This is a genomic window from Flavobacterium sp. HJSW_4 (assembly GCF_042436695.1).
Lineage (GTDB): Bacteria > Bacteroidota > Bacteroidia > Flavobacteriales > Flavobacteriaceae > Flavobacterium.
On record NZ_JBHNPP010000015.1, the window covers coordinates 55,861 to 69,215 of the forward strand.

The window sequence follows — 13,355 nt, forward strand, 5'->3', positions numbered from 1 at the left end:
TACATTATGATTTTGAGCCATTTAATGATGATTCACTACATGCAGAACGAGAAAATGTGGTATTATCGTATAGTGAAGAATCAGAAAAGAGTTTAATTTCTTTTATCTTCTCCCCAAAGCAGTTTATTTCTTAAGGTCTTTAAGAAAGTCTCGCCTGGTATTTCAACCATTTTAATTTTGTAATCTGTTTTTTTAATCTTTAAAATAGATTCATTTTTTACAGAAGAAATTCGCGAATCTAGAGAAACCAAATATTGGTCTTCTCTTCCAGTTACGCGTAGTGTGATTTCTGTATCGTCTGGAATGACAAGTGGTCTGGCAGTTAAATTGTGTGGGGCAATAGGCGTAATTACTAAACTTTTGACATCTGGCGTTAAAATTGGTCCGCCGCAGCTTAAAGAATATCCTGTAGAACCAGTTGGCGTAGAAATAATTAATCCGTCGGCCCAATACGAATTCAAATATTCGTTGTTCAAATAAGTTTCAACGGTAATCATCGAGGTTGTATCTTTTCTACTCACTGTAACTTCGTTCATTGCGAAATTAAGTTCTTTGAAAGCTTCATTATAAGGTTCGCATGTAATTCCTAATAAAGTTCTTTCAGAAGTCGTGTAGTTTTGATCAATAACATATTCTAGTAAACTTTCGATATTTTCTTTCTGAACTTTAGCAAGAAATCCTAATCGTCCAGCATTTATACCTAATAAAGGAACGCCTGAATTACGAACAAAAGCAGCGGCTCTTAAAATCGTTCCGTCACCTCCAATACTAATCAGCATTTCGAAGCTATTATCTAAAGCAGTATTTGGCGAAAAAGTTTTATATTCTTTTTTTACAAGCTGTTTTTCATAAAGCATATTCAGGAAATTTTCTTCAATTACCATTTCAACGTTATTGGTATTGAAAAATTTGAAAATGTCTTTTATAATAGGTTCAGTGCTATTCTGATAGTATTGTCCGTAAATGGCTATTTTCATTCTTTGTTAAATTAGAGAATTTGTCAATGTGTCAATTAGATAATTGTGAAATGCGAAAATTATCTAATGAACTAATTTTCTCATTGGCACATTCATAAATTTATATGTTAAGATACTTGTCTAAATAATCTGATCGCTCTTTTAAGCTATTGATATAGTTGTCTTCCTGATGTTCTGAAATAATTTCGTACCCATATCTTCTATAAGTCTGAATAATTTCATTGATTGCTCCTAAGCCAATTTTTACAGTAATTTGAACATTTTCTGTGTCAGCTTCAGAAACAAAACAGCCTAAAACTTTGCCATTATTGCTTTCTACAATCTGAGTTACCTCACTCATAGAATAATCTAAAAGGCCTTTTTGTACAATAATAATAGCACCAGGTTCTTTTAAGAATGGAGTTTCCTGAAAAAATTTCATGATATCTTCCATTTCATAGTAACCTATGTAATTATTGTTTTCGTCAAGAATAGGGAGGATGTTAGTATGATTTTTTGCAAAAACTTCTAAAACATCAAGCCAAATCATCGATTTTCTGGCAAAAAAACGTTCTAAAGTATATTTGTAATCAATCGCTTTTTTATCAATATCAAACGTTTCAACATCATCTGAAGAGATGCTTCCGATAAAAATACCATCTTCTAAAATCGGAAAATGAGAAAAATTTACATCGATAAAAAAGTCCTGAATCGAAGCAATCGTTTCCTGACTGTCAATCGCTCTGAAATCGTTTGTGATATAGTTTGTAATTTCTGTCATAAATCAATTGCGGATATTTGATGCAAAATAATCAAAAAATACCGAAAACCGCTCTGTTTTACTTTGTATTTTTGTCGTAACAAATATAAGATTACTAGAATTAATATCTATTTATATGACAAAATTAAGTGTAAATATCAATAAAATAGCGACGCTTCGAAATGCTCGAGGCGGAAATGTTCCAGATTTATTAAAAGTAGCAACAGATATTCAGCGATTTGGCGGACAAGGAATTACAATTCACCCACGTCCAGATGAGCGTCATATTCGTTATCAGGATGCGCGCGATTTGAAAGCAGTTGTTACAACAGAATATAATATTGAAGGAAATCCGCAGCATAATTTTATTGATTTGGTTTTAGAATGTAAACCAGATCAGGTTACTTTGGTTCCAGATGCAATTGGAGCAATAACTTCGTCTGCAGGTTGGGATACCATCAAAAATCAAGAATATCTGACTGAAGTAATTCAGGAATTTCAAAAAAATGGAATTAGAACTTCGATCTTCGTAGATCCGATTTTAGAGATGATCGAAGGCGCTAAAAAAACAGGAACAGATAGAATCGAATTATACACAGAATCTTTTGCGCACCAATATAGTTTAGGAAACGAAAGAGGAATTGATCCTTATACAAAAGCGGCAATATTGGCAAACGAATTAGGTTTAGGAATCAATGCGGGACATGATTTGAGTTTAGATAATATCAAATTTTTCAAAGAGAATATCCCAAGTTTATTAGAAGTCTCTATAGGCCACGCTTTAATTTCAGAGGCACTTTATCTAGGTTTGGATAATACTGTTAATATGTATTTAAATAAATTGAAATAATATTCAGCTTAAAAACAATTATAACCTATATAATTGGGTTATAATTGTTTATTTTCGCACTTTTCTTATTAAAATTAAGTGTTGAAAATATTTACCTTCTTCTTCTGTTTTATCTGTTTTTCTGGTGTATTTGCGCAATCAAAGGCCACTATTTCGGGTAATATAAAATCTTCTGAAAATGAAAATTTAGTTGGTGCAACTTTAGTTTTTGCAGCAAGCGATTCTCAAGTTTTTTCCACAGCCGATTCTTTTGGCAATTTCTCGGCAACTATTCCTTTAGGGCAAGTAAAAATTAAAATCGATCAAACAGGATATATTCCACAAAACATTCAATTTGAAGTAAAGAAAGACACTTTCATTTCAATTATTTTAGAAAAAGACATAGCGCATTTAAAAGAAGTTGTGATTGCTAACAATAAAAAAAGTGCAATAACAAATCTTTCTAACGGAAAACTTTCTTTTAATGTTAAAGAATTATCGGCTGTTCCAAGTGTTATGGGGACAACGGATATTCTGAAAATTTTGCAGTTAACTCCCGGCGTTCAAAATTCGGGTGACGCAAATGGCTATTTTTATGTGAGAGGAGGAGATCCCGGTCATAATGCAATCTTGTATAACGGAACTCCCATTTATGGAATGTCTCATTTGCTAGGAATTTTTCCTTTTTACAATGCAGATCATATAAAAGATGTGGAGTTTGATAAATCAAGTTCGAATGCAAAATATGGAGGAAGATTAAGCTCTACAACTTTGCTGAATTCAAATAGAAAAATGCCTTCAGAATTTGAAATTCAAGGAAATGTAGGTATTTTGGCTTCTCAATTAAGTCTTGCTGTTCCGTTAAATGATAAAAATGCATTTTATATTTCTGGAAGAAAAACCTATATCGATGAAATTGTTGGGCCGCTATTAAAATCAGGAAAGAACAACGATGTTAAAAATATGAAATATGGTTTTTCTGATGCCAATTTTACTTTTCTCTCTCAATTGTCAAAAAAGAATTTGTTTGTTGTTGAAGCATTTGCAAGTGGCGATGAATTAAAAATAAAAGATGATAATCTGGCACTTAGAACGAGTTTGAAATGGAGTAATTTTACCATATCTCCCTCTTTGAACACCGCAATTTCGCCGAATGTCAGCATGTCAAATGCGGTTTATTTTAGCCAATATTCTAATGATTTAAATATGGAACAGGCTACAATTCAATTTGCAGTTTCTTCCTATGTGAAAGATTTCGGATTTTCAAATTCGGTGAAATATGCAATAAAAAACATTCCTGTAGAATCTGGTCTTCAATATGTTTATCATAATTTACAGCCACAAAGAGTAAATGTTGACAATTTTGCAACAATCGATAATGAGTCTCCAAAAATCATTAATGCTAATGAAGCTGCTGTTTTTACTACATTAAAACCTAAATTATCTGAAAAACTATTTGCAGATTTAGGGCTTAGAATTAATTATTATACATCTGGAGCAGATTCTTATTTGCATTTTCAGCCGCGCGTTGTTTTGAATTATCTGCCAACGGAGAAGTATTCTTTTTATGCTTCTTATAACAAACAGTATCAATATTTAAGTTTGATCACTACCTCGAGTGTGGGAATTCCGACAGATTTTTGGATTGCAAGTTCTGATGGAATAAAACCACAATCTTCAAATGAATTTTCTATCGGTTCAAATCAAAATTTATCAAAAAATTGGTCGTCTTCATTGGGAGGATTTTATCGTTTGATGAAAGATTTACTCGAATATCCTTATGGTGTTACGCAATTTAATGAAGTTACAACTTTCAAGAACGATTTGTATGTTGGAGAAGGAAAGGCTTACGGATTTGAAACGATGGTTAAAAAAAGCAACGGAAGATTTACTGGTTGGTTGAGTTACACGTTAAGTTGGTCTGATCGAAATTTTGACGAATTGAATAATGGTAAGACCTATTTTGCGAAATACGATAGACGTCATAATCTCTCCTTGGTCGGAATGTATGATTTGAATTCAAAATGGAACTTCGGACTTACTCAAGTATTCAGTTCTGGAAATCGATTTACAATGCCTACTTCATGGTATTTCATCAATAATAATCCGGTTAAAGAATATTCAGGATATAATAATGCGCAAATGCCGAATTATATTCGAACAGATATTTCGGCTAATTATTATTTTATAAAAACGGCTAAAAAAGAAAGCGCATTAAACTTTTCAATTTATAACACTTTTAATATTGGAAATCCTGTTTACGTAGTTTTAGACGTTCAAGTAAGTGAAAATAAAGACAAAGTAGTGGTGAAGCAGGAAGAAAAAATATTATACAGAATATTACCTTCAGTTAGCTGGAGATTTAAATTTTAAAACATGAAAAAGCATTTACTCTTTCTATTGGGTTTAGTTTTAGTAAGCTGTTCAAATGATAATTTTAGCAGTGAGAAAAGCTTAGAATCTAAAATTGTTGTGGAAGGCTGGATTGAAGAAGGCGATTTTGCAAATGTTCTTTTGTCAAGCAGTATTCCGGTTACAGATGTAATTGATTCGACAAATGTCTTGAATCGCGTAATCAGGTCTGCAAAAATTACAATTTCTGATGGAGAAACTTCAGAAGTTTTAAGGGTCAAAAACGATAAAAACCGCATTCCGCCATTTGTCTATTTTGGTTCTACAATAAAAGGGCAAGCTGGAAAAGAATATTCGTTAAAAATAGAATATTTAAATCGTGTTGTTACAGCGGTAACGAGAGTTCCAGAAACTGTAACGTTAAAAAGCGCAGAGTATATAAAAACAAATCCTTCTGATACAACAGGCTATGTTTTTGTGAAATTTGATGATCCACCGAGCCAGAAAAACTATTACCAGCTCGCGACAAGACTTGACAAGGAAGAGCCTATTTTTGTGCCTGCTTTTTATGGTAATTTGGATGATAAAAACTTTAAGGAGTCTTCTGTTTCACTTCAAATTAATAGAGGAGTCTTACTTTTTCCTAAAACTAAATTCACACCTTATTTTGCTGATGGAGATTTAATACATGTAAAATTAAGAACTCAAACCAAAGAATCTTTAGACTTCTGGAACAGTTGGCAAAATGAAATTGTAAATAGTCAGAATCCAATTTATCCGGCAAACATCAGTTTAAAATCAAATATAAATGGAGGAATAGGAATTTGGGCAGGCTATGGGCAAAGCACTATAACTGTTAGAACTCCACCTAAAAAAGAAAAGCCGATTTGAATTATTCAAATCGGCTTTTAAATTTATGGTACTTTAAAAGTATTATTTATTGAAAGCTGCAATAAAGTCCTCAAATTTAGCTTCAAATTTATCAAAACCTTCAGAGAAATAAGCGCTCATTTCAACTTCAGTGTTGTCACTGAATTTTAAATAAAGTACGCTGTCATACTCTTGAATTTTTACAGCTGTACCTTTAGGAACCCCACCATTAAAGTCAAATACCCATTTTCCACCGTATTTAGTGTCTGTAGCATCAGCAACCCAATATTCATATTCTTCTGAGTAAAAGCTATATCCAGCTTCTGCATGATATACGATATCAGCAATTTTAGTTCCATCTTTTTTAGAAACTAAAATTAATTTTGCATTTTTATTAGAATTAGCAACACTTGCTTCAACAGTTTTTTTGTTGTAAATGTTTAAATCTGTATAAAACGTTTTTGCTCTACGATCAGGATATGGAGCGCTAGCTTCTGCAGCGGTTTCACCTTTTGCTAATTCAGCAAGATCCGTATCAGCAACAATTACAAAATTGTCCATTAATTGGAATAAACCATTAGCTTTTCCTCTGTATTGAACAAGTTCATCGTTATCAATTAATTTGTCAACTTCAGTAGAGCTACCAGCATTAAATGAAATTAAATTTTTTCCATTGTAAGTAAGTGAAGCTTTTGAAGTGTTTCCAGTTGCTTTTGTACCGCTCATTTCCCAAGTGTATCCATCATTTAAACTCATTTTGTATGAGAATTCAGTAGGCACTTCTTTTCCGTTAGCATATTTTGCAGTTTGAGTAAATACAGCTGCTTCTTTACTGTCAATAGTTAAAGTTGCGTCTGAAGTGTTAGGAAGGAAAAAATAATCGTTTATTTCTACAGATCCGTTTTCTGACCAAGTATAAGTATCATTATATTTTACTTTAATGTCAGAAGAAGTGCTTTTAGAAGAGAAAACAGCGTTATTTGTAGTTTGAGATTCTTTTGCAGGGAAAACAAATTTCAATTCAGTTGTAGAAGCAGTTTTAGCCCATTTTTTTCCAGCGTTATCCCAAGTGTAAACACCGTAAACACCAGATACGTTTAAAATATCTTCAACTTCATTGTCATTTTTTCCGTTAAAAATATCAATGCTGCTTACATCAAGAAGACGGTTTAAGTTTTCTATTGCTTCAATAGCGCTAGAAGATTTAGATTTGTCTAATTGAACTAACATGTCATTAGCTTCTGCTTCTAATTTAATTTTTTGTTCAGCAGGAGTCAATTTTGAATATGGCTGTTTTGCCAAGTTTGCAATTTGCTCTTCAAGAGTTAATTCTTTTTCTGGTTCTGTTGTTGGATCGTCATTGTCACTAGAACAAGAAATAGCTAGTTGTGAAACAACTAATGACATTAAAATAATTTTTTTAATCATGATTTGGTTGTATTAAAAAATTAAGGTTGAAATTTTGGCGAAAATACCGAATGTTTTCTACATAATTTTACGGCTTTCCGTAAAAACTGTAAATTTTTCTTTATTAAATAAAATTTAAAAAGATTTACTTTAGAACTCATACACTTACAGGTTAAAATGGATAAGTTAACTACATTTGTAATCAGAATTTTTTAAAAGTAAATAAATGTTATACTCAAAAATAGAAGGCGAAGGAAAACCATTTGTCATCATGCACGGATTTCTCGGAATGTCTGATAACTGGAAAACACTCGCAGGACAATATGTAGAAGCAGGATTTCAAGTTCATATTTTAGATTTAAGAAACCACGGGCGCAGTTTTCATTCAGATGAGTGGAGTTATGAAGCTATGGTTCAAGATGTGTACGAATACTGTCAGGCAAATAATCTAACTCGAATTGATCTTCTTGGACATTCGATGGGGGGGAAAGTAGCTATGCTTTTTGCAACAACGTACCCAGAAATTGTAGACAAATTAATTGTGGCAGATATCGGGCCGAGATTTTATAAACAACATCATCAAGATATTTTGGCAGGATTAAATGCCGTTGACTTTTCGGTGAAACCAAGCAGAAATGATGTAGAATCAATTTTATCTCAATATGTTTCAGATTTTGGAACGCGTCAGTTTTTGCTAAAAAATCTATATTGGAAAGAACCTGGACAATTGGCTTTTAGATTTTATTTGAATGCTTTTAATAATAACCTAGATGCAATTGGAAAACCTTTGCCAGAAGGTTTAGTTTTTGATAATCCAACATTGTTTATTCGTGGAGGAAATTCTGGCTACATTCAAGACGAAGATCTGGACGCAATTCGTCAGCATTTTCCAAATTTAAAATTAGAAACAATTCCAAATGCAGGCCACTGGCTTCACGCAGAAAACCCTCAAATGTTTTTTGAATTGACTGCGATGTTTTTAAAAGAATAAAACAGTTTTGATGAAAATTTTATTACTTTTAATTAAAATTTAAACCTTAAAAACTATGAAATTATTACTTAGACTTCTTGTTACGGCTGCCTTAGTTTTATTATTGTCTAACATTTTAACTGGGGTTCACGTTGCTAGTTTTGGTACGGCTGTAATTGTTGCAGTAGTTTTAGGATTGCTGAATGTCTTTATTAAACCAATTTTGGTGTTACTAACTCTGCCCGTAACATTTGTTACGCTTGGTTTGTTTTTATTAGTGATAAACGCTGTAATCATTCTGTTGTGTACAAAAATCGTTGGAGGTTTTGTAGTAGATAGCTTCTTAACGGCATTAATATTCAGCGTTATTTTGTCTATACTTCAATCTCTTACTTATAAAATACTAGGAGACGACAAATAAAACAATGGAGCAGATTAAAACTGCTTCAAATACAATAGATTAAAAAGTTGGTTGGGTTGCAAAAATTTTATAATTTTGCAACCCAATTTTATTATGTAAATTAAAGAAGAAGATGGATATTAAAAGAGTAGCAATAGACGCTGTAAACGAGACGATCGTTATGAACGTTGTTCATATGGATTATAAAGGTCAAGTAGCAAAAAGAATTAACGAAAAAATGCCTTTAGCGCAAGTAAAAGGATTTAGAAAAGGGGCAGTGCCTAAAGATCTTGTTGAAAAACAATACGGAAAAGCTATTAAGCAAGAAGAGATCAAAAAAGTAGTTGATTTGGCTTTAGAGCGTTATATTCAATCTGAAAGATTAAATCTTTTAGGAACTCCTCTTGCTAAAGTAAACGAAGATTTTAACTGGGATGCTGAAGAGTTAACTTTTGAATACGAAATTGGTTTAGTGCCAAACTTCGAAATTAATTTAGAAGCTAAAAATGATATCGTAAAATATATCGTTACTGCTGATGATAAATTAATCGACGGACAAGTAGAGCGTATCCAAAAACAATTTGGAAAAGCAATTCCTCAAGATAAAGCTGACGCTGATTCAGATTTAACTGGAACTTTCTCAAGCGAAGAAAACGGAATCAACAATACTACTACAATTGCAGTTAGCGCTTTCAGCAAAAAAGCTGGAAAACAATTCGTAGGTAAAAAAGTTGGAGATGTTGTTACAGTAAGCACAAAAGGTTTATTTGATGACGATCACCAATTAATGGATTACTTAAAAGTTGGTCACGAAGGTGTTCACGGTTTAGATGTTGAAGTAAACTTCACAATCGAAGCAATCAACGGTTCTGAGCCAGCTGAATTAAACCAAGAATTATTCGACAAACTTTTTGGTGAAGGAAATGTAGCTTCTCTAGAAGATTTAAAAGCTAAAATTAAAGAAGATGCTGAAGCACAATTCGCACAGCAATCTGAGCAAAAATTATTATTAGATGTTCAGGATTTCTTAATCGAAAATACAAAATTCGATTTACCAGCTGAATTCTTGAAAAAATGGTTGCAAACTGTTGGAGAGAAAAAATTAACTCCAGAAGAAGCTGAAGTAGAATACGCAAGATCTGAAAAAGGTTTACGTTTCCAATTAATCGAAGGAAAAGCTTTAGCTCAAAGTAATATCCAAGTTACATTTGAAGACTTGAAAGAGTTTACATCAAACGCTATCAGACAGCAAATGGCTCAATTTGGTCAAACAAACCCAACTGAAGAAGAAGTTCAAGGAATCGTGGCTAGAGTTTTATCTAACCAAGACGAAGTGAAAAGACTTTCTGAGCAAGTTGTAGGATCTAAAATGTTAGATATCTTCAAAGAAAAAGCTAACCCAACAACTAAAGAGGTTACTTACGAAGAATTTATCGCTGCATCTTACGGAGAATAAATTTTAGACTGAAAGTAGAAAGTTATAAGGTCGAAAGTTAAGAAATATACTTTTTTAAAAATTAAGATTTTATTACAGAAACTGAAAGATAAAAATAATTATATTTGAACGTCAATGGAAGTTTTTCTTCTATTGACGTTCTTTTTTTGTTTCAAGTTTAAGGTTTCAGGTTTTAAGTTCTCTTTAGTTAACTTGAAACTTTAAACCTGAAACAAAAGAAACTTTTTCAGACAAATTGGCATCCTTTATAAAAAGGTATGAACTTTGTTTTATCCGTTTAAGTCAATTTCTGACTTTAGACTTTTCAACTTTAAACTAAAAATATGAACTACGGTAAAGAATTCAAAAAATTTGCTACAAAGCACCAAGGAGTAAACGCAATGTATTACGATAAAATCGTAGCAGCAATGACTCCAACAAACATGACTCCATATATTATCGAAGAGCGCCAATTGAATATTTCTCAATTAGACGTTTTCTCAAGATTAATGATGGACAGAATCATCTTTTTAGGAACTGGTATTGACGATCAAATCGCTAATATCGTTCAAGCTCAGTTATTATTCTTAGAAAGTGCTGATGCTTCAAAAGATATTCAAATTTACTTAAACTCTCCAGGAGGAAGTGTGTATGCAGGTTTAGGAATTTATGATACTATGCAATACATCAAACCAGATGTAGCAACAATCTGTACAGGAATGGCGGCTTCTATGGGAGCAGTTTTATTATGTGCAGGAGCAGCAGGAAAACGTTCTGCATTGCCTCATTCAAGAGTAATGATTCACCAGCCATCTGGAGGAGCGCAAGGTGTTGCAACAGATATGGAAATCAACTTACGCGAGATGTTGAAATTAAAAGATGAATTATACAATATTATTTCTCACCACTCAGGTCAGACTTTCGAAAGAGTTCACAAAGACAGTGAGCGTGATTACTGGATGAAAGCTGATGAAGCAAAAGAGTACGGAATGATTGATGAAGTATTAAGAAGAGGATAATTCTTAAAGTTAAATTTTGTTTCAGGTTTCAGGTTTCAAGTTAGTTTGATTAACATGAAACCTGAAACTTTAAACTTTAAACAAAAAAATATTAAGCTGTAAAGAGCTAAGTTTTTAAGTTTTAGGTCAAAAAGCTTAGAAACTTAGTATCTTTGCAGCTTAGTAACATAAATAGAATGGCAAAAGTAGTATTAGAATGTTCGTTTTGTGGAAGAAAAAAGCCAGAAACTAATTTATTAATTGCTGGTATCAATGCGCACATTTGTGATAAATGTATTGAACAAGCACACGGAATTGTTTTAGAAGAATTAAAATCTAGCGGAAGCGCAAAATTAGTTGGGGACTTAATTTTAAAGAAACCAAAAGAAATCAGAGCTTTCTTAGATCAATATGTTATTGGTCAAGATCAGACTAAAAAAGTAATGTCAGTTGCGGTTTACAATCACTACAAACGTTTAATGCAACAGCAATTAGACGACGAAGTTGAGATTGAAAAAAGTAACATCATCATGGTTGGTCAAACCGGAACAGGAAAAACATTAGTAGCAAAAACGATTGCTAAAATGTTAGACGTTCCGTTGGCAATTGTTGATGCAACGGTTTTAACTGAAGCTGGTTATGTTGGAGAAGACGTTGAAAGTATTTTGACGCGTTTGCTTCAAGCTGCAGATTATGACGTAGCAAAAGCAGAAAGAGGAATCGTATTTATTGACGAAATTGATAAAATTGCTCGTAAAAGCGATAATCCGTCAATAACTCGTGACGTTTCTGGAGAAGGTGTTCAGCAAGCTTTATTGAAATTATTGGAAGGAACAGTTGTAAACGTACCGCCAAAAGGAGGACGTAAACACCCGGATCAAAAATTTGTTGAGGTTAATACTCAAAACATCTTGTTTATTGCTGGTGGAGCTTTTGATGGTGTAGAGCGTATTATTTCAAAACGTTTAAACCGTCAGGCAGTTGGTTACTCAACTTCTAAAAATGTAGATAATATTGACAAAGACAATTTGTTGCAATATATTATTCCAAAAGATATCAAAGATTTTGGTTTGATTCCTGAAATAATTGGTCGTTTGCCAGTTTTAACGCATATGGATCCTTTGGACAAAGCGACGCTTCGTGCAATTTTGACGCAACCAAAGAATGCATTGATCAAACAATATCAGAAATTATTCGCAATGGATGATGTTGAGTTTACGATTACAGACGAAGCTTTAGATTTTATTGTAGATAAAGCTTTAGAGTATAAACTTGGTGCTCGTGGATTGCGTTCTTTATGCGAGGCAATCTTGACAGATGCAATGTACGAACTGCCTACTTCAGACGATATAACTTTGACAATCGATAAAGAATATGCAGAGCATACGTTAAGTAAAAACTTATTGAAGCGTATGGAAATTGCTTCTTAATGATTAAAAATATATTTTCTAAAAACCTGTTCATTTTTTTGAGCAGGTTTTTTTTATGAATATCTATTCTTAATTTGCAATTTAAAATCGTAATTAAATTTTGAAATTTCATTAAAAAAAATGACAGCTAAATTGCAATACATACTATTTTTTTGTTTTGCTTGTTTTTTGCCTTTTAGCCAAAAAGCACAAATAAAAAAGGATACTCTATTTTTCAGTTTCGATAAATATTACACTATTTTGTCTGATAATGGGACTTCCGACTATTTAAATTGGATTAAAGAAACGAACGAACAGATGAGTCATACCAAAACCAATGGATATGTATATATTAACTCACATAGCGCGCCAGTTAAAAATTTACAGCCTAAAAAAGTGTTGTCTATAAAAGAATATTTGGAGAATAGAAACTTTTACTTTGACGGAAAATATAATAGAATAGTTGAAAGCAGTAAAGTAAAAAGATTCTTAACAGATAAATATTTCATTTTTCTTGTTAGAGGAAATGAATTTATAGAAGCTAAGAATTTAGAATATGCTTCTTATTATCCAAGACGTGATAAAGATTGGAATGTCGTAGAAAATCATGTAAAAGATGCTCTTTTCTTTAAATTAGATACAAGTTATATTTATAAAAGTGAGCATTTTCCGGGACAATATTTTTTGAGAGAAAAAGAAAATGAAGGATCGTTTTTTTTAGAAGAAGTAAAAACACATAAAAATTTAAGACTAGATAATAATATTCTCGATCTTAAAAATTTTATTAGATCCTCTTCACTATATAATAAATCTACTAATCAGTTTAATGTTTACAGATTATGTACATATTTATACGAATACAAAATCATTTTGGTGAGAACAGAGGAGAATGAAGTTCAATATATTGAAGTGAGTGCTGGACAAGCAATAGAATAAAAGTTTTTGAGGTGGATTATTAAGTCCTGAACT

General features: G+C 32.2%; 12 protein-coding genes. 9 read left to right on the forward strand and 3 right to left on the reverse strand.

Annotation, left to right across the window (positions count from 1 at the left end; all coding sequences use genetic code 11):
* Positions 1–92 precede the first annotated feature (92 nt).
* Together ACE01P_RS14955 and ACE01P_RS14960 are read right to left on the reverse strand one after the other, a co-directional pair.
* On the reverse strand, positions 93–977 hold the full coding sequence (locus tag ACE01P_RS14955) for an NAD kinase (RefSeq protein ID WP_379699229.1): 885 nt from the start codon (positions 975–977) through the stop codon (positions 93–95).
* A 100-nt stretch (positions 978–1,077) separates the two neighbouring features.
* Positions 1,078–1,737, reverse strand: a complete 660-nt coding sequence (locus ACE01P_RS14960) for a CBS domain-containing protein (protein ID WP_379699232.1) — start codon at positions 1,735–1,737, stop codon at positions 1,078–1,080.
* 115 nt (positions 1,738–1,852) lie between these two features.
* Here ACE01P_RS14960 and ACE01P_RS14965 point away from each other — a divergent pair, with 115 nt between their 5' ends.
* The 3 genes from ACE01P_RS14965 (at position 1,853) to ACE01P_RS14975 (ending at position 5,788) form a co-directional block, all read left to right on the forward strand.
* Positions 1,853–2,566 carry a pyridoxine 5'-phosphate synthase gene (locus ACE01P_RS14965; RefSeq protein ID WP_379699236.1) on the forward strand — a complete coding sequence of 238 codons (714 nt, stop codon included), beginning with the start codon at positions 1,853–1,855 and terminating at the stop codon, positions 2,564–2,566.
* An 81-nt stretch (positions 2,567–2,647) separates the two neighbouring features.
* Positions 2,648–4,918 carry a TonB-dependent receptor plug domain-containing protein gene (locus ACE01P_RS14970; protein WP_379699239.1) on the forward strand — a complete coding sequence of 757 codons (2,271 nt, stop codon included), beginning with the start codon at positions 2,648–2,650 and terminating at the stop codon, positions 4,916–4,918.
* 3 nt (positions 4,919–4,921) lie between these two features.
* Positions 4,922–5,788, forward strand: coding sequence for a DUF4249 domain-containing protein (locus tag ACE01P_RS14975; protein WP_379699242.1), 867 nt, complete (start codon positions 4,922–4,924; stop codon positions 5,786–5,788).
* 42 nt (positions 5,789–5,830) lie between these two features.
* Here the strand turns inward: ACE01P_RS14975 and ACE01P_RS14980 are convergent, their stop codons facing one another.
* On the reverse strand, positions 5,831–7,195 hold the full coding sequence (locus ACE01P_RS14980; RefSeq protein ID WP_379699245.1) for a hypothetical protein: 1,365 nt from the start codon (positions 7,193–7,195) through the stop codon (positions 5,831–5,833).
* 205 nt (positions 7,196–7,400) lie between these two features.
* On the opposite strand from ACE01P_RS14980, the gene ACE01P_RS14985 reads away from it, so the two are divergent.
* From ACE01P_RS14985 to ACE01P_RS15010, 6 genes are all read left to right on the forward strand, one after another.
* Positions 7,401–8,165 carry an alpha/beta fold hydrolase gene (locus tag ACE01P_RS14985; protein ID WP_379699248.1) on the forward strand — a complete coding sequence of 255 codons (765 nt, stop codon included), beginning with the start codon at positions 7,401–7,403 and terminating at the stop codon, positions 8,163–8,165.
* Between the two features lie 55 nt (positions 8,166–8,220).
* Entirely contained in the window at positions 8,221–8,565 is a 345-nt protein-coding gene (locus ACE01P_RS14990; RefSeq protein WP_379699251.1) for a phage holin family protein, read from the forward strand.
* 112 nt (positions 8,566–8,677) lie between these two features.
* The gene (locus tag ACE01P_RS14995; RefSeq protein ID WP_379699253.1) at positions 8,678–10,000 is read left to right on the forward strand and encodes a trigger factor; all 1,323 of its coding nucleotides are present in this window, start codon (positions 8,678–8,680) and stop codon (positions 9,998–10,000) included.
* A gap of 323 nt (positions 10,001–10,323) precedes the next feature.
* Complete coding sequence (clpP, locus tag ACE01P_RS15000; protein WP_008467307.1) at positions 10,324–10,998, forward strand: ATP-dependent Clp endopeptidase proteolytic subunit ClpP; 675 nt, start codon at positions 10,324–10,326, stop codon at positions 10,996–10,998.
* A gap of 176 nt (positions 10,999–11,174) precedes the next feature.
* Positions 11,175–12,407: an ATP-dependent Clp protease ATP-binding subunit ClpX gene (gene clpX, locus ACE01P_RS15005; protein WP_379699257.1), complete on the forward strand. Its 1,233-nt coding sequence runs from the start codon at positions 11,175–11,177 to the stop codon at positions 12,405–12,407.
* Between the two features lie 297 nt (positions 12,408–12,704).
* Positions 12,705–13,322 carry a hypothetical protein gene (locus tag ACE01P_RS15010; protein WP_379699260.1) on the forward strand — a complete coding sequence of 206 codons (618 nt, stop codon included), beginning with the start codon at positions 12,705–12,707 and terminating at the stop codon, positions 13,320–13,322.
* Positions 13,323–13,355: the final 33 nt, after the last annotated feature.

What these genes read in the sequence shown, in the direction of transcription:
- ACE01P_RS14955 (WP_379699229.1), bottom strand. Translation starts at nt 977, where the DNA reads ATGAAAATAGCCATTTACGGACAATACTATCAGAATAGCACTGAACCT.
- ACE01P_RS14960 (WP_379699232.1), bottom strand. Translation starts at nt 1,737, where the DNA reads ATGACAGAAATTACAAACTATATCACAAACGATTTCAGAGCGATTGAC.
- ACE01P_RS14965 (WP_379699236.1), top strand. Translation starts at nt 1,853, where the DNA reads ATGACAAAATTAAGTGTAAATATCAATAAAATAGCGACGCTTCGAAAT.
- ACE01P_RS14975 (WP_379699242.1), top strand. Translation starts at nt 4,922, where the DNA reads ATGAAAAAGCATTTACTCTTTCTATTGGGTTTAGTTTTAGTAAGCTGT.
- ACE01P_RS14980 (WP_379699245.1), bottom strand. Translation starts at nt 7,195, where the DNA reads ATGATTAAAAAAATTATTTTAATGTCATTAGTTGTTTCACAACTAGCT.
- ACE01P_RS14985 (WP_379699248.1), top strand. Translation starts at nt 7,401, where the DNA reads ATGTTATACTCAAAAATAGAAGGCGAAGGAAAACCATTTGTCATCATG.
- ACE01P_RS14990 (WP_379699251.1), top strand. Translation starts at nt 8,221, where the DNA reads ATGAAATTATTACTTAGACTTCTTGTTACGGCTGCCTTAGTTTTATTA.
- ACE01P_RS14995 (WP_379699253.1), top strand. Translation starts at nt 8,678, where the DNA reads ATGGATATTAAAAGAGTAGCAATAGACGCTGTAAACGAGACGATCGTT.
- clpP (WP_008467307.1), top strand. Translation starts at nt 10,324, where the DNA reads ATGAACTACGGTAAAGAATTCAAAAAATTTGCTACAAAGCACCAAGGA.
- clpX (WP_379699257.1), top strand. Translation starts at nt 11,175, where the DNA reads ATGGCAAAAGTAGTATTAGAATGTTCGTTTTGTGGAAGAAAAAAGCCA.
- ACE01P_RS15010 (WP_379699260.1), top strand. Translation starts at nt 12,705, where the DNA reads ATGAGTCATACCAAAACCAATGGATATGTATATATTAACTCACATAGC.